Here is a 15,607-nt window from a genome sequence, read left to right on the forward strand (position 1 = left end):
CGCCGTCCCCAGCCCCGGACCCTGTCCGGACAGCAATGGAGGGCTGACGCTGCCAGGGCAACGTCAACCCTCCACGGGGTCTGGTCGAGGTCAGACGGTGGTGCCGCGCTCGAGGTCGGCCACCGTCTGCTCGTCCTCCTCGTCCTCGTGGTCGACCGTCTGGTCGTACTCACCCGTGACGAGGTAGATGACGCGCCGGGCCACCGACACGGCATGGTCGGCGAAGCGCTCGTAGTAGCGGCCGACGAGGGTCAGGTCGAGGATGGCGCTGCGCGGCCACGACGTGTTCTCGTCGAGCAGGGCGGCGAAGAGCTGCCGGTGCAGCTCGTCCATCTGGTCGTCGTCCTTCTCGAGGGCGATGGCCGCGGCGACGTCCTTGCTCGCGATGATCGAGCCGCACTTGGCCACGATCGACTCCGCTACCTGACCCATCTGCAGGATGTGCGAGCGCAGCTCGGGGGGCACGGCCGAGTCGGGCGTGCGCAGTCGGGCCACCTTGGCGACGTGGCGTGCGAGGTCGCCCATCCGCTCGAGGTCCGAGCTCATGTGCATCGCGGTGACGACGATGCGCAGGTCGGTGGCGACGGGCTGCTGGCGGGCGAGCAGGTCGATCGACAGCTCGTCGAGATCGATGCGGATGTCGTCGAGCTTGCGGTCTGCCTCGATGACCGACTCGGCGAGGTGGACGTCCGCGTCGAGGAGCGCGGTCGTGGCGCGGGAGATGGCGGACCCGGCGAGACGGGTGAGCTCGACGAGCTGGTCCGAGATCGTGTCGAGGTCCTCGTGGAACTGGTCGCGCATGGTCTTCCTGTCAGTTGCCGGTCGTGCCGTCGGGCGCCGTCGTGGGGCCGTGACGGCGCGGTCGTGTCGGAACAGCGTGCCACCGCGAGGTGCGCGGGCGACATACGTGAGGGGGTGACACGGCCCCCGCTGGTGCAGAGGCTCGCAGGGCATCGTGAATGCGTGGGGACCGTCAGGTGAACAGTGGGTTCACGCTGCGCACGGGCGGGCCGCAGGTGGTCCGAGCCTCGCCGCTGGATGCGTACGCTGAGTGTCGTGGATCCGACGACCGCGGCAACGCTCGGTGGAATCGCCGGCCTCGCCCTCGGCGGCCTGGCGATGGTCGCCGTGCGCCTGTCGGACCGGTCGACCGCGACCGAGGCGCAGACGCCGCCCGACCCGCCGCTGCCTCCCGGCGTCGGTGAGGTCATCGCCGTCCTGCGCTCGAGCGGCATCCTCGTCGACTCCTCCGACCGCGTCGTCAACAACTCGCCGGCGGCTGTGGCCCAGGGTCTCGTCCGGGGCCAGGAGCTCGTCCACCCCGAACTGCTGCACCTGGCCCGCGCCGTGCGCCGTGACGGCCTGATCCGCGAAGCCGAGCTGACCCTCCAGAAGGGCATCGGCGAAGGGCGGCTCGTCGTCGCCGCCCGGGTCGCCCCGCTCGGCGCCCACCACGTGCTCCTCCTGGTCGAGGACCGGTCGAAGGCGGCGCGCGTCGAGGAGATCCGCCGCGACTTCCTCGCCAACGTCAGCCACGAGCTCAAGACCCCCGTCGGCGGCATCTCGCTCCTCGCCGAGGCCGTGCTGCACGCGCACGACGACCCCGAAGCCGTCGCGCGCTTCGCCAAGCGGATCAGTGTCGAGTCCGAACGCCTGACCCGGCTCGTCAAGGAGATCGTGGAGCTCTCCCGGCTCCAGGGTGCCGACACCGTCAAGGACCCGACGATCATCGACGTCGGCGCGTGCGCGCAGGATGCGACCGAGCGCAGTCGCCTGCTCGCCGAGGAGCACCAGATCGACCTCGTGACGGCCATCGACGAAGGCTGCGAGATCTGGGGCGACGCGGAGCTCGTGACGACCGCCGTCAGCAACCTCATCGGCAACGCGATCGCCTACTCCGAGGACAACACCCGCGTCAGCGTCATGGTGCGCCGCGGGCGGGCCGGCGTCATCGACGTCTCGGTCACCGATCAGGGACTCGGCATCCCCGCCGAGGAGCAGCAGCGCATCTTCGAGCGCTTCTACCGCGTCGACACGGCCCGCTCACGCACGACCGGCGGGACCGGGCTCGGCCTGGCGATCGTCAAGCACGTCGCAGACAACCACGGCGGCAACGTCTCGGTGTGGTCCGAGCCGGGCCGTGGCTCGACCTTCACGATCGAGCTGCCCGCGGCCAACGCGTCCGCCGCGATCGAGCCCGCCTCCGCGGCGCCCGACCGGCCGTCCTCCGACCCGCCGTCCTCCGACCCGCCGTCCTCCGACCCGCCGCCCACGGCCCGACCGCCGGAGTCGGCGCGCGGGTCGGGCGCCGCCCCCTCCGTCAACGCCTGAGCGCTCCACCTTGATCACCAGCCTGAGCAACCACCAGCCCTACGCTGCCTGACCCCGAGAGGCCCGCCTTGAGTCGCATTCTCATCGTCGAGGACGAGGTGTCGTTCTCCGACCCGCTGTCCTACCTGCTGAAGAAGGAGGGCTACGACGTCGCGGTCGCCGAGACCGGGCCCGACGGCCTGGCCGAGTTCGACAAGAACGGCGCCGACCTCGTCCTGCTCGACCTCATGCTGCCCGGCCTGTCCGGCGTCGACGTGTGCCGCGCGCTGCGTCAGCGCTCCTCGGTCCCGGTCATCATGCTGACGGCCAAGGACAGCGAGATCGACAAGGTCGTGGGCCTCGAGATCGGCGCCGACGACTACGTCACGAAGCCCTACTCGAGCCGCGAGCTGCTTGCGCGCGTCAAGGCGGTCCTGCGCCGCCTCGCGGAGCCCGAGGACCTGCTGCCCTCGACGCTCGAGGCCGGACCGGTGCGGATGGACGTCGAACGCCACACCGTGAGCGTCCAGGGCCGGTCGGCGGCCCTGCCGCTCAAGGAGTTCGAGCTGCTCGAGATGCTGCTGCGCAACTCCGGGCGCGTCCTGACCCGCATGCAGCTCATCGACCGTGTCTGGGGCAGCGACTACGTCGGCGACACGAAGACGCTCGACGTCCACGTCAAGCGCCTGCGCGCCAAGATCGAGCCCGACCCCGCCAACCCGGTGCACATCGTCACCGTGCGGGGGCTCGGCTACAAGTTCGAGGCCAGCTGAGCCGCCACCGTATGCCGTGGGGTGCCGTCACGCCGCCCCGCCGTCACCGCGGCGTCGCCGCACCACCCGGCATACGGCCCCACACTCCACGACCGGCCCACCGCGAGGCGGGCCGGTCGTCGGAAACGTCGGGAGGTCGGTGGGTGTCAGCTGCCGGTGGGCGCCGGGGTGACCGTGGCGTAGTAGCCCTTCGCGGGCAGGACCGGCACCTTGACGACCGTCGTGCCGCCGGAGCTCGACGTGACGACGACGGGGACGAGGCCGCCCGGCTTGGTCTTGACGTCGCTGAGCTGCAGCCCCTTCGTCGTGAGGTTGACCTGCTCACGCGGGGCGAGCTCGAGCTCCGAGCCCGACGGCGGCGCCGCGGCGTCGGCACCGGCCTGCGGCGCGATCTGCACCGTCATGGTGTCGTTGCCGAGGTTGATCGCCGAGCCCGAGACGACCACCGTGCCGGTGCCGTCGCCGACCAGGGCGAGGTCACGCACGGCGAGCTGGCCGACGGTGGCCGGCACGCCGTCGGCCGGGACGTAGGCGTTGTCGGTCTGGACGGGGTTGCTGACCTGGCATCCGGTCGTCACGGCGGCGAGGGCCACGCCGGCGAGGATCGTCGACACCCGGCGGGTGGACGGGCGACGCGCGGCGGTCAGGGCGGGGAGTCGACGGTTCACGGGCGACAGCCTACCGGCGAGCCGTTGCCGCGAGCCGTGCGCCTCCGCACGGCGGCGAGTCCCGCCGGAACGGCCCGGGAGACCGGCCCGTGGCGCGGCCGCGAAGTCCTCCCGGAGCAGGCCCCGAGGACGTGGACGGCCGGCCCGATGCACGCCGAATGGCGGTCTGTCAAGACGTCACGAACCACCTGATGGACCCCCACAGTGGCTCTGACCTGCGGCGATGCCAGATCCTGAGATCGCGATGTGCACAGCTTCGTGATAATCTGGAGGTCGCGAAAGGGGAAAACAGCACATGGTTTTCAAGGTCGGCGAGACGGTCGTGTACCCCCACCACGGGGCTGCACTGATCGAAGAGATCAACACACGCACGATCAAGGGAGAGGACAAGCTCTACCTGAAGCTCAAGGTCGCTCAGGGTGACCTGACGATCGAAGTGCCCGCCGAGAACTGCGACCTCGTGGGCGTCCGCGACGTCGTCGGCCAGGAGGGTCTGGATCGGGTGTTCGAGGTGCTGCGCACCCCGCACACCGAGGAGCCGACCAACTGGTCGCGTCGCTACAAGGCAAACCTCGAGAAGCTGGCGTCGGGCGACGTCATCAAGGTCGCGGAGGTCGTTCGTGACCTCTGGCGCCGTGACCAGGACCGCGGTCTGTCGGCCGGCGAGAAGCGGATGCTCGCCAAGGCCCGCCAGATCCTCGTCTCCGAGCTCGCGCTCGCAGAGAAGACCGACGAGGAGAAGGCCGAGACCATCCTCGACGAGGTCCTCGCGTCCTGAGTCGAGCAGCATTCTGAACAGCGAGACCGGAGCCGGTCGCGTCGGCGTCATCGTCGTCGCGGCCGGCTCCGGTTCACGTCTGGGGGCGGGAGTCCCCAAGGCGTTCGTGCCCCTCGCCGGCGTGCCCCTCCTCGAGCACGCCCTGCGGGGGGTCCTGTCGTGTGCGGCCGTCGTCGAGGTCGTCGTGGTCGCCCCCGAGTCCCACCGCGCGGACGCGCGGTCCATCGCCGAGCAGGTATGCCGTGAGGCCGCGTCGACGAGCCGCGTGACCGCAGTCGTGGGCGGGGCGGCGCGCGGCGACTCCGTGGCAGCCGGTCTGCGGGCCCTCGGCGCGCAGGTCGACATCGTGCTCGTCCACGACGCCGCGCGCTGCCTGACACCGGTCGAGGTCTTCGACCGGGTGGTCGCGGCAGTGGCCGCCGGAGCCGTCGCGGTCGTGCCGGGGACCGCGGTCGTCGACACGATCAAGCAGGTCGACGAGCACGGGTTCGTGGTGGGGACGCCCGAGCGTTCGGCTCTTCGGGCGGTGCAGACGCCCCAGGGCTTCCGACGCGACGTGCTCGAACGGGCGCACGCCGTGTCGAGCGACGCCACCGACGACGCCGGCCTCGTCGAGCGCCTCGGCGAGCGGGTCCTCGTCGTCGAAGGCGACCCCCGCGCGCTCAAGGTGACGACGCCCGCCGACCTCGACGCCGCCGCCCGCCTCCTCGGCACCCCCTGACGCCGGTTCGATGTATCAGCGCGGCCCCTGGGCCGCGCTGATACATCGAACGGGGAGCCCCTATCCTCGGCGGGGTGACGAGCGAGCACCCGAGCACCGGCCAGGCCCGACCCACCGCCCTCATCACCGGGGGTGGCACCGGCATCGGCGCCGCCATCGCCAGGCGCCTGTCGCGTGACGGCTTCGACGTCGTCGTCGCGGGACGCCGCCGCGAGAAGCTCGACGAGGTCGTGGCCGGCATCGAGGGCGAGGCTGGGTCCGCGCGGGCGCTCGTCATGGACGTCACGGACCCCGAGTCGGTGACCGCCGGAGTCGGCTCGCTCGACCGCTGCGACGTCATCGTCAACAACGCGGGCGGCGCGCTCGGCGTGACCCGCGTCGAGGACGCCGACCCGGCCGAGTGGGAACAGATGTACGCCACGAACGTCGTCGGCACGCTTCGCGTCACCCAGGCCGTGCTGCCGCTGCTGCGCCGTTCGGCACGGGCCACGATCGTCGACGTCAGCTCCATCGCGGGGGAGCGCGTCTACGAGGGCGGGGGCGGCTATGTCGCGGCCAAGCACGGCACCTCGGTCGTGTCCGAGACGCTGCGCCTCGAGCTCAACGGCGAGAACATCCGCGTCATCGACATCCGGCCCGGCATGGTGCGCACCGAGGAGTTCTCGCTGACACGCCTGCACGGCGACCGGGCGGCCGCCGACAAGGTCTACGAGGGCGTCGACCGGCCGCTCACGGCCGACGACGTCGCGGAGTGCGTCGGCTTCGCGGTCGGACTGCCGCAGCACGTCAATCTCGACACCATGGTCATCAAGCCGGTTGCCCAGGCCGCGCCGCACAAGGTGCACCGCGGCCCGATCGACTGGAAGGACGCGTGATGGCCGGGCTCCCACGCGTCGGGGTCGGCGTCGACGTCCACGCCTTCGCGCGCGAGGGCTCGGGCCGTGAGCTGTGGGTGGGCGGACTCCATTGGCCGGGTGAGCGAGGCCTCGAGGGCCACTCCGACGCCGACGTCGCCGCCCACGCGGCCTGCGACGCGATCTTCTCCGCGGCGGGCATCGGCGATCTCGGGGCCCACTTCGGCACGTCGCGACCCGAGCTCGCCGGCGCCTCCGGCCTCACGCTGCTCGCGGAGGCGGCGCGGCTCGTACGGGAGGCCGGCTTCGAGATCGGCAACATCGCCGTGCAGGTCGTCGGCAACCGTCCCAAGGTCGGCACGCGCCGCGCCGAGGCCGAGGCCGCGCTCTCCGGGGCTGCGGGTGCACCCGTGTCGGTGAGCGGCACGACCACCGACGGTCTCGGCCTCACCGGCCGCGGCGAGGGCGTCGCTGCGGTCGCCACCGCGCTCGTCGTCGGTGGTGCAGCTGCCTGACCGGCTCCCGGCGCTTGGGCTGCCAGCGAGACGGGTACGCCGGGAGGTGGAGCGGCTTGACGTCGCCCGTGGGTTCTACGAGGAGGACGGCATGCAAACGAGCACCATCATCTGGATCGTCGTGGCCGTGATCGTCGTGATCGCCATCATCGCGTTGCTGATGTCCCGCAGCCGGGGGCGGCGGGTGGAGGCCGAGCGTGAGAAGGCGGCCGAGATCAGGGAGAAGGCCTCCGAGCACGACCACGACCTGCGCGAGCGGGAGGCGAGCGCAACTGAGGCGCGGGCACGGTCGGAGCTGGCACGCGCAGAGGCGCAGAAGCGTCAGCTCGAGGCCGAGCGCCTGGCGGCCGAGGCGCGGGAGCGGTCCGGCAGCGCCGCGTCGGTTCGCCGTGAGCGAGACGAGCAGCTGCGCGAGGCCGACCTGCACGACCCCGACGTGCGCACCGACAAGGAGGGCTACCGAGTCGATGAGCACGGCAACCGCCTCGATGAGCACGGCAACCGCCTCGATGAGCACGGCAACCGCCTCGACGAGGACGGCCGGCGCTTCGACGGGTCGCCGGAGCGAGCGTCCGGCCGGGACTCGGGCCGCGGCACCACCCGGGAGCCCATGGACCGCGACGCACGCGAGGACCGCCGAGACTCCGACAGGCGCGACGTGCTCGAGCGCGACGAAGTGGACCACGGCGACCGCGACTCGCTGCGTCGTGGTGACCGCGACGCGTGATGCCCCGCCGAGGCCCTCGACGCGTCGGCGCCGAGGGCCTCGGCGCGTCGGCGTCACCCCCTTGACCGTGCCGCGACTGCCGGTCCGGTCTCGACGACCTCGAGTTCTCGACGACCTTGATGACGGTGTCGTCCGAAGACGGACAGGTCTCAGGCGCGCGGTGTAGGAGGCTGCTCGTCGCGCAGCAGGCTGATCTTCTGCCAGATCTTCCGGCTCATGCCGGTCGTGAGGTTCTCGATCTCGCTCACCGTGTCGAGCACGAGCGCATCGGTCGACTCCTCGGCGCAGAGGGCGGCGGCCTTGGAGGTGAGCGACAACAGCTCGGAGCAGTAGTCGAGGTAGAGGGCGTAGTCGCGCACCGACATCGTGCGCGGGCTCACGACGTCGCCTGCGGCGATCTTGCCGAGCCCGATGTCGGGCAGCAGGGCAGCCGGGTCCTTGCTCATCTGGTGCATGTCGATGATGTGCGCGAGCGACCGCAGCCGGTGCAGCCGGCGGATCAGGTCGTTGCGTACGACTCGGTCGGCGAGGGAGAGCAGGAACCAGATCGCGATGCCTGCGAAGACGAGGTCGTTGATGAGGCTCTCCACGACGGGCAGCCACTGGAAGGCCGCCATCGACTCCACCTTGTCGACGGCGTCGCGAACGGCGATGACGACGGCGACGAGCGACACGGCCAGCACCACGATGATGAGAGCGCGAGACGTCCAGACCAGGGCCGCTCGCTGCCCCGGTGCGCGCCGGCGCCGGTCGAGCAGGCTGTCGGCGATCGTGCCGAGCTGGTCGGTCGCGGCACGCAGGCCGGGGTGTCGCGGCAGGTACGTGTCGATGCGCTCGCCGAGGTAGGAGATGACGGCGCGCACCTCGGAACCGTCGAGCCGCTCGTAGCTCGTCAGCCGCGGTTCCGCCATGCCGCCGAGCGTAACGGCCCGGCTGCTCGTCTGGTCGGGCGTGGTGTGGCGCGCCGATAGACTTCGGCGGGTGAGCCTACGACTGTTCGACACCGCGACCCGAGAGCTGCGCGACTTCACGCCGCGCGAGGCGGGCAAGGTCGGCATGTACATCTGTGGGCTCACGACGCAGGGGGCCCCGCACATCGGGCACATCCGCTTCGCCGTCGCGTTCGACGTTCTCCGCCGCTGGCTCGAGACCGGGCACGGCTACGAGGTGACCCTCGTGCGCAACGTCACCGACATCGACGACAAGGTGCTGCGCAAGGCGGCCGAGGCGGGTGAGGACTGGTTCGCCCTGACCTACCGCAACGAGCGCCTGACGACGGAGGCGCTCGACGCGCTCGGGGTCGAGCCGGCCACCTACGAGCCGCGCGCCACCGGGCACGTGCCCGACATGGTCACCCTCATGGAGACGCTCATCGAGAAGGGCCACGCGTATGCCGCCCCCGACGGCAGCGGCGACGTGTACTTCGACGTGCGTTCCTGGCCGGAGTACGGCTCACTGTCCAACCAGTCGCTCGACGACATGGTCGCGGCCGAGGACGCCGACCCGCGCGGCAAGCGCGACCCGCGCGACTTCGCCCTCTGGAAGGGCCGCAAGGCCGAGGAGCCCGAGAGCGCCTCCTGGCCGACGCCGTTCGGTGTGGGCCGCCCGGGCTGGCACCTCGAGTGCTCGGCGATGGCGCGTCGCTGGCTCGGTGACGAGTTCGACATCCACGGCGGCGGCATCGACCTGCGCTTCCCGCACCACGAGAACGAGCAGGCGCAGTCGCGCGCGGCCGGTCTCGGCTTCGCCCGCTACTGGCTGCACAACGCCTGGGTGACGGTGAAGGGCCAGAAGATGGGCAAGTCGCTCGGCAACTCCCTCGAGGTGCGCCACCTGCTCGAGGGTACGCGGCCGATCGTGCTGCGCTACTACCTCACGGCCGCGCACTACCGCTCGATGATCGAGTACCACCCCGGCTCGCTCGATGAGGCGGCCGCGGCGGTCGAGCGCATCGAGGGCTTCCTCGAGAGGGCCGGTCGTCGGGGCACGATCGCGGCCGTGGCCGTGGCCGACCTGCCGGCCGCGTTCGTCGAGTCTATGGACGACGACCTCGGGGTCAGCGGTGCGCTGGCCGTCGTCCACGACACGGTCCGCGCCGGCAACAGTGCGCTCGACGAGGACGACGACGAGGCGGCGCTCGCCGCTGCCGGCGCCGTCGTCGCCATGACCGACGTGCTCGGCGTCAACCCGCTCGCCCCGCACTGGGGCGCCGGCGGCAACGGCGAGGACGCCGCCGCTGCGGCGGCGCTCGAGGCGCTCGTGCGCGCCCAGCTCGACGCCCGCCAGGCGGCCCGTCAGGAGCGCGACTTCGCCCGGGCCGACGAGATCCGCGACACCCTCAGCTCGGTCGGCATCGAGATCACCGACACCCCGTCCGGGGCCCAGTGGTCGCTCGCGCGCCCGTCGCGCGGCACGGCCGACCCCGACTCCACGAACGCGGCCCTCGGGGCCGAGAAGGCACAGGGCTGACATGCCAGGCAACTCCCAGCGTCGCGGCGCGGTCCGCAAGAGCGGCAAGGGCGCCACCGTTGGCTCGGGTGGCCAGCGCCGCCGCGGGCTCGAGGGCAAGGGCCCGACGCCCAAGGCCGCCGACCGCGAGTACCACCCGGCGCACAAGCGGGCCAGAGCCGTGGCCAAGCGCTCCGGTGGACTCGGAGGATCGGGAGCCACCGCCGGCCGTGGTCCGGCCCGACGGTCCAAGGCCTCGAGCGAGATGGTCTACGGCCGCAACTCGGTCGTCGAGGCCCTGCGCGCCGACGTCCCGGTGGCGACGATGTACATCGCCACGCGCATCGACACCGACGACCGCGTCAGGGAGGCGCTCAAGCTCGCGACCGAGCGCGGGCTCGCCATCCTCGAGACGCCGCGCGGCGAGCTCGACCGGCTCACCGACGGCGGCGTGCACCAGGGCATGGCCCTGCAGGTGCCGCCCTACGACTACGCCCATCCGAACGACCTCGTCGACCCCGAGATGCCCGGCATCCCGCTCGTCGTCGCGCTCGACGGCATCACCGACCCGCGCAACCTCGGCGCGATCGTGCGCTCCGTCGCGGCGTTCGGCGGCCACGGCGTCGTCGTGCCCGAGCGCCGCTCGGTCGGCATGACCGCGTCGGCGTGGAAGACGTCGGCCGGGGCCGCGGCCCGCATCCCCGTCGCGCGGGCGAGCAACCTGACCCGCGCGCTCGAGGAGTTCAAGAAGGCCGGCTTCTTCATCCTCGGCCTCGACATGGACGGCGACGTCGAGCTGCCGGACCTGGCGCTCGCGTCGGAGCCGCTCGTCATCGTGACCGGCTCGGAGGGCAAGGGTCTCTCGCGTCTCGTGCGCGAGACCTGCGACCAGATCGTCTCGATCCCGATGAGCTCGGCGGTCGAGTCGCTCAACGCCGGGCTCGCGACGGGCGTCACCCTCTACGAGATCGCGCGCCAGCGACGCGGCTGACGTATGCCGCCCGGCGGGTGCGCGGCACGCGCGTCGCCCGCTGTGGCGCGGTCCCGGGGCGACGGCATACGTGGGACCCGCTGCGTCACGATCTGTGCACGGATCGGTGGAGGCGCGGCTCACAGGGAACTCCCACCGGGTCCGCGACGCTGGTCAGGGCGTGATCGGTAGAGTTCTGCCGGGATCAACTACGACCTGTAGTACCCGAGAGTCGCTGCGAGTGGTGCAGCGGGACCGACAAAGGACGGATACGTGGCGAAGAGCAACCGAGCCGAGACCGCGGCCCGAGCGGCCCAGCTGCGCGCCGAGGCTGCGCGCAAGGACCGTCAGCGAACCCAGGTCATCGCGGCCGCGGTCGCGGTCGTCGTGGTCGTCATCGCCGTGGTCCTCGGCGTCGTCATCTCGAACCGCCCCAAGGACGCTCCGGCGGCGAGCGGCGGAGCAGCAGCGCTGGCGACGCTCGAGAAGCTGCCCGCCACGGTGTACGACGCCGCGGCGGCGCCGGCGCCCGCCCAGGCCCCCGCCAAGGTCGAGGGTGGCGCGCCCCTGACCCAGGACGGCAAGCCCAAGGTCCTCTACGTCGGCGCCGAGTACTGCCCGTTCTGCGCCATGGAACGGTGGGCCCTGATCGGGGCGCTGTCGCGCTTCGGCACCTTCAGCGGCATCACCGAGACGACGAGCTCGAGCACCGACGTCCACCCCGACACCCCGACGTTCTCTTTCAAGGACGCGACCTACACGAGCGACGTGGTCGCCTTCCAGGCCATCGAGACCCAGGACCGCGAGGGCAAGCCTCTCCAGACCCTCGACGGCGAGAACCTCGCGCTCTTCCAGAAGTTCAACCCGGGCGGCGGCATCCCGTGGATCTCGTACGGCGGCACGCACGCGACGAGCGGTGCGACGGTCGATGCCAACGCCTTCGAGGGCAAGACGTACGACCAGATCATCGCCGGGATCAAGGACCCGAGCTCCGACATCGGCAAGACCGTCACACCGGCGATCAACCTGATCACGGCTCAGATCTGCGAGGAGACGAAGGGCCAGCCCTCCAACGTGTGCGCGAGCCAGGGCGTCATGTCGGCGTCCGTCCTGCTCAAGCGGTGACCGTCCGGTGAGCTCACCGCGCGACAGCACCGCGACCGCCGACGTCGACCCGCAGCCCGCTGGTCGCGAGCGGCCGCGATGGCTCCCAGCCGTCTCGCTGGCTCTGGTCGTGGCCGGCTTGCTCGTCTCGGCCTACCTGACGTTCGAGCACTTCACGGCCAACGCCACCCTCGCGTGCAGCATCGGCGGCGTCGTCGACTGCGCGAAGGTCACGACGTCGGCGTGGAGCACCTTCATGGGGGTGCCCGTGGCGCTGCTCGGGCTCCTGTTCTTCATCGTGCTGCTCGGCCTCTGCTGGCCGAGCACGTGGCGCAGGCGTGAGCGCTGGCTCGACCCGGCTCGCCTGGGCTGGGTCACGATCGGCCTCGGCATGGCGCTGTACCTCGTGTGGGCCGAGCTCTACCGGATCCACGCGATCTGCCTGTGGTGCACGGCAGTCCACGTCCTCACGTTCCTGCTCTGGATCATCGTCCTCTTCGGCCAGATCCTGTCGGGCCCGGCCGGTGGGGCCACCGCCGGCGCCGAGGGGGAGTGACGGCATACGTGGCGGTGCCGGTCAGTCGAGACGGCTGATGACGGGCATCTCCTCGGTGTCGACCCCGAGCACCGACTTCTCCTCGGGCTTGGCCGGCAGCACCGTCGCGACGTAGTCACGCAGCGCCTCGTCGATCGGGGTGTCCCGCCCGGCCCGCTCGCTCATGTACCACCGGTGCTCGAGGACCTCGTGGAAGATCTCGGCCGGCTCGAGGCGTCCGGTCAGCTCGCGCGGCACGGCCCGCGTGACCGGCTCGTAGATCTTCGCCAGCCAGTCGTGGGCCACGATCTCCTCGTCCTCGCCCTGACGGTCGGTGGCGGCGGTGTACGCGTCGAGGTCGTTGAGGAGGCGACGCGCCTGGTTCTCGCCGACGTCGAGACCGGTGAGGCGCAGCAGTCGACGCGAGTGGTGCCCGGCGTCGACGACCTTCGGGGTGATGACGATCTCGGTGCCGCCGATGTCGGTCGCGATCGACAGCTCGTCGACGTCGAAACCGAGCTCGTTGAGGCGGCGGATGCGCTCGTCGACCCGCCACCGGTCGCCGAGCTCGAAGCGCTCGGTGCCGGTGAGCGCGTCCCAGAGGGCGTGGTAGCGCTCGATGATCGACGCGGACACCTCGAACGGGTCTGCGTGCTCCTCGAGGAAGCCGCCGGCCGAGAGGTCCATCAGCTCGCCGGCGATGTTGACCCGGGCGATGTCGAGATCGTGCTCGCGTTGCCCGTTGGACAGGCGGGGGTGCAGCTCCCCGGTCTCCGCGTCGACGAGGTAGGCGGCGAAGGAGCCCGCGTCGCGGCGGAACAGCGTGTTGGACAGCGACACGTCGCCCCACCAGAAGCCGTCGAGATGCAGGCGCACGAGGAGCAGCGCGAGCGCGTCCATCAGGCGTACGGCGGTGTCGGGCCGCAGGTTCTGGCTGTAGAGCGCGCGGTACGGCAACGAGAACTGCAGGTGCCGGGTGATGAGGCACGCGTCGAGCGGCTCGCCGTCGGCCGTCGTGCGGCCGTGCACGACTCCGAACGGCTCGACGCTGGGCACGTCGAGGCGGCGCAGGTTGCGCAGCATGGCGTACTCACGGTCGGCGATGTCGTCCTTGATCTCCTTGACGGCCAGGACGCGCGGGCCGAGCTTGACGAAGCGCACGACGTGACGGGAGATGCCCCGCGGGAGGGCGGCGAGGTACGACTCGGGCCATTCCTCGAGGGGCGTCGACCAGGGCAGGTCGAGCAGGGCGGACTCGGGTCTCGCGGTGGTGATCTCGAGGGTCACGCGCTCATCGTGGCACGCTCGCGCGTCAGACGTCGATCGGCCCACAGCGCGAGCGCCCCGAGCGCGAGGAAGAGCCCCGCGATGCCGGCGCAGTTGAGCAGCGTCGCGCCGTACCCGATCTCACCGACGTTGAGGAAGGGGTACGGGTACCAGCTCGTGACCGGGCCGAGCGCCAAGGTCGCGGCGAGCCAGGCGACCGGCCACACGAGCGAGGGCAGCAGGTCGTCGCGGGTCACCGTGGCGCGCGGGCCGAAGGTGAGCCATCCGAGGAAGGTCAGCAGCGGGACGACGACGTGCAGGAGCCGGTCGCAGACCAAGTTGGCTGTCGTGTAGCTCGGCGACGGTGGCAGCGCCATGAACGCGACGACCCCTGTCACGGTGATGCCGACGAGCGAGGCGAGCCGCACGACCCGGAAGAGCTGGGTGTGGGTGCGCCCGCGGATGATCAGGAACATCGACACGGCGACGAGGACGTTCGACTGGATCGTGAAGTAGGAGAAGTAGCGCCGAACCTGCTCGGGCCGTGCGGTCGTGACGGCGCTCGAGTCGAGGATGTTCTCGCCACTGATGACGAGGTAGAGCTGGAGCACGAGGGCGAACACCGCCACGACGAACGTGGCGACGTGCCAGGAACGAGCGACCCTCGGCTGCGTCACGAGTCGGAGCCTAGGGCCTGCGGGCAGCCATAGGTCGGACCCATGGCCCATCCCGCCGGTGCCGGCAGCCGCCGCCCCCCTGGCACGACACCGGGCCGGCGCCCCGTCGAGGGATGCCGGCCCGGCTGCGTGTGCTGTCGGCGCGTCGCGCTCAGTCGCCGATGCGCTCGCCCGACTCCGGGTTGAACAGGTGGACGTGACCCTGCTTGGGCTTGAGGTGCAGGACCTGGCCCTTCTCCGGGGGACGGCGACCGTCGACGCGGGCGATGAACGGCTTGCCCGTCTCCTCGTCGCCGTCGATGTCGATCTGGTGCGCCTTGGTCGAGCCGTAGATGTACGCGTCGGCGCCGAGCTCCTCGACGACGTCGACCGTGACAGCCAGGCCGGTGCCGTCCGCGGCGACCTCGAGGTCCTCCGGGCGGACGCCCATCGTGATGTGCTTGCCGACGCCGCCGAGCAGGCCCCGGTCGATCGGCACCGCGTGGCCACCGAAGTCAGCACCCGACTCGGTCAGAGGGACGTCGAGCAGGTTCATGGCGGGAGACCCGATGAAGCCGGCGACGAAGACGTTGGACGGGTGGTCGTACATGCGACGCGGGGTGTCGCACTGCTGGAGCAGACCGTCCTTGAGGACCGCGACGCGGTCGCCCATCGTCATGGCCTCGATCTGGTCGTGCGTGACGTAGACCGTCGTGACGCCGAGGCGGCGCTGCAGCGAGGCGATCTGCGTGCGCGTCTGCACGCGCAGCTTGGCGTCGAGGTTGGACAGCGGCTCGTCCATGAGGAAGACCTGGGGCGAGCGGACGATCGCGCGTCCCATGGCCACGCGCTGACGCTGGCCACCGGAGAGGGCCTTCGGCTTGCGGTCGAGGTACGGCTCGAGGTCGAGGATCTTGGCCGCCTCCTCGACGCGCTTGCGGATCTCGCTCTTGTCGACGCCGGCGATCTTGAGCGCGAAGCCCATGTTGTCGGCGACGGACATGTGCGGGTAGAGCGCGTAGTTCTGGAACACCATCGCGACGTCGCGGTCCTTGGGGGACAGGTTCGTCACGTCGCGGTCACCGATGAGGATGCGTCCGCCGTTGACCTCCTCGAGGCCGGCGAGCATGCGCAGGGAGGTGGACTTGCCACATCCGGAGGGACCGACGAGGACGAGGAACTCTCCGTCCGCGATCTCGATGTTGAGCTTGTCGACGGAGGGGATCGGGTTTCCCGGATACTGCCTCGTCGCGTTGTCGAACGTCACTGTTGCCATGGCTTC

Annotated in this window: 17 protein-coding genes; 11 read left to right on the forward strand and 6 right to left on the reverse strand. The window is 71.2% G+C overall.

Annotation, left to right across the window (positions count from 1 at the left end; all coding sequences use genetic code 11):
* Positions 1-90: 90 nt before the first annotated feature.
* On the reverse strand, positions 91-801 hold the full coding sequence (gene phoU / locus ACFQU3_RS08610; RefSeq protein ID WP_385908701.1) for a phosphate signaling complex protein PhoU: 711 nt from the start codon (positions 799-801) through the stop codon (positions 91-93).
* A gap of 255 nt (positions 802-1,056) precedes the next feature.
* Here phoU and ACFQU3_RS08615 point away from each other — a divergent pair, with 255 nt between their 5' ends.
* The gene (locus tag ACFQU3_RS08615) at positions 1,057-2,331 is read left to right on the forward strand and encodes a sensor histidine kinase (protein ID WP_385908703.1); all 1,275 of its coding nucleotides are present in this window, start codon (positions 1,057-1,059) and stop codon (positions 2,329-2,331) included.
* Between the two features lie 68 nt (positions 2,332-2,399).
* Positions 2,400-3,083 carry a response regulator gene (locus tag ACFQU3_RS08620; RefSeq protein ID WP_385908705.1) on the forward strand — a complete coding sequence of 228 codons (684 nt, stop codon included), beginning with the start codon at positions 2,400-2,402 and terminating at the stop codon, positions 3,081-3,083.
* Between the two features lie 146 nt (positions 3,084-3,229).
* On the opposite strand, the gene ACFQU3_RS08625 is transcribed toward ACFQU3_RS08620, so the two are convergent.
* Positions 3,230-3,751, reverse strand: coding sequence for a hypothetical protein (locus ACFQU3_RS08625; protein WP_385908707.1), 522 nt, complete (start codon positions 3,749-3,751; stop codon positions 3,230-3,232).
* A gap of 295 nt (positions 3,752-4,046) precedes the next feature.
* On the opposite strand from ACFQU3_RS08625, the gene ACFQU3_RS08630 reads away from it, so the two are divergent.
* The 5 genes from ACFQU3_RS08630 to ACFQU3_RS08650 all read left to right on the forward strand — a co-directional run bounded on the left by ACFQU3_RS08630 (position 4,047) and on the right by ACFQU3_RS08650 (position 7,346).
* A complete protein-coding gene (locus tag ACFQU3_RS08630) occupies positions 4,047-4,529 on the forward strand; it encodes a CarD family transcriptional regulator (protein WP_030199704.1) in 483 nt (160 codons plus the stop codon).
* Between the two features lie 79 nt (positions 4,530-4,608).
* Positions 4,609-5,250: a 2-C-methyl-D-erythritol 4-phosphate cytidylyltransferase gene (ispD, locus tag ACFQU3_RS08635; RefSeq protein WP_385908802.1), complete on the forward strand. Its 642-nt coding sequence runs from the start codon at positions 4,609-4,611 to the stop codon at positions 5,248-5,250.
* 74 nt (positions 5,251-5,324) lie between these two features.
* Positions 5,325-6,125, forward strand: a complete 801-nt coding sequence (locus tag ACFQU3_RS08640) for an SDR family oxidoreductase (RefSeq protein ID WP_385908709.1) — start codon at positions 5,325-5,327, stop codon at positions 6,123-6,125.
* Complete coding sequence (ispF, locus tag ACFQU3_RS08645) at positions 6,125-6,619, forward strand: 2-C-methyl-D-erythritol 2,4-cyclodiphosphate synthase (protein WP_385908711.1); 495 nt, start codon at positions 6,125-6,127, stop codon at positions 6,617-6,619. Before ACFQU3_RS08640 ends, ispF begins: the two co-directional genes overlap by 1 nt.
* 91 nt (positions 6,620-6,710) lie before the next feature.
* Positions 6,711-7,346: a hypothetical protein gene (locus ACFQU3_RS08650; protein ID WP_385908713.1), complete on the forward strand. Its 636-nt coding sequence runs from the start codon at positions 6,711-6,713 to the stop codon at positions 7,344-7,346.
* 149 nt (positions 7,347-7,495) lie between these two features.
* Here ACFQU3_RS08650 and ACFQU3_RS08655 read toward each other — a convergent pair whose 3' ends face one another.
* The gene (locus ACFQU3_RS08655) at positions 7,496-8,257 is read right to left on the reverse strand and encodes a hypothetical protein (RefSeq protein WP_385908715.1); all 762 of its coding nucleotides are present in this window, start codon (positions 8,255-8,257) and stop codon (positions 7,496-7,498) included.
* A gap of 70 nt (positions 8,258-8,327) precedes the next feature.
* On the opposite strand from ACFQU3_RS08655, the gene cysS reads away from it, so the two are divergent.
* The 4 genes from cysS (at position 8,328) to ACFQU3_RS08675 (ending at position 12,424) form a co-directional block, all read left to right on the forward strand.
* On the forward strand, positions 8,328-9,815 hold the full coding sequence (gene cysS / locus ACFQU3_RS08660; RefSeq protein WP_385908717.1) for a cysteine--tRNA ligase: 1,488 nt from the start codon (positions 8,328-8,330) through the stop codon (positions 9,813-9,815).
* 1 nt (position 9,816) lies between these two features.
* The gene (gene rlmB / locus ACFQU3_RS08665) at positions 9,817-10,785 is read left to right on the forward strand and encodes a 23S rRNA (guanosine(2251)-2'-O)-methyltransferase RlmB (RefSeq protein WP_385908719.1); all 969 of its coding nucleotides are present in this window, start codon (positions 9,817-9,819) and stop codon (positions 10,783-10,785) included.
* A 252-nt stretch (positions 10,786-11,037) separates the two neighbouring features.
* Positions 11,038-11,889, forward strand: a complete 852-nt coding sequence (locus ACFQU3_RS08670) for a DUF929 family protein (protein WP_385908720.1) — start codon at positions 11,038-11,040, stop codon at positions 11,887-11,889.
* Positions 11,890-11,896: 7 nt separating this feature from the next.
* Complete coding sequence (locus ACFQU3_RS08675; protein ID WP_385908722.1) at positions 11,897-12,424, forward strand: vitamin K epoxide reductase family protein; 528 nt, start codon at positions 11,897-11,899, stop codon at positions 12,422-12,424.
* A 21-nt stretch (positions 12,425-12,445) separates the two neighbouring features.
* On the opposite strand, the gene ACFQU3_RS08680 is transcribed toward ACFQU3_RS08675, so the two are convergent.
* The 3 genes from ACFQU3_RS08680 to ACFQU3_RS08690 all read right to left on the reverse strand — a co-directional run bounded on the left by ACFQU3_RS08680 (position 12,446) and on the right by ACFQU3_RS08690 (position 15,601).
* On the reverse strand, positions 12,446-13,690 hold the full coding sequence (locus ACFQU3_RS08680; RefSeq protein ID WP_385908724.1) for a DUF4032 domain-containing protein: 1,245 nt from the start codon (positions 13,688-13,690) through the stop codon (positions 12,446-12,448).
* Positions 13,687-14,346 carry a Pr6Pr family membrane protein gene (locus ACFQU3_RS08685; RefSeq protein WP_385908726.1) on the reverse strand — a complete coding sequence of 220 codons (660 nt, stop codon included), beginning with the start codon at positions 14,344-14,346 and terminating at the stop codon, positions 13,687-13,689. The genes ACFQU3_RS08680 and ACFQU3_RS08685 overlap by 4 nt, the downstream gene beginning before the upstream one ends.
* Positions 14,347-14,497: 151 nt before the next feature.
* The gene (locus tag ACFQU3_RS08690; RefSeq protein ID WP_385908728.1) at positions 14,498-15,601 is read right to left on the reverse strand and encodes an ABC transporter ATP-binding protein; all 1,104 of its coding nucleotides are present in this window, start codon (positions 15,599-15,601) and stop codon (positions 14,498-14,500) included.
* Positions 15,602-15,607: the final 6 nt, after the last annotated feature.

It is taken from the genome of Terrabacter sp. GCM10028922 (genome assembly GCF_042666095.1).
GTDB lineage: Bacteria > Actinomycetota > Actinomycetes > Actinomycetales > Dermatophilaceae > Terrabacter.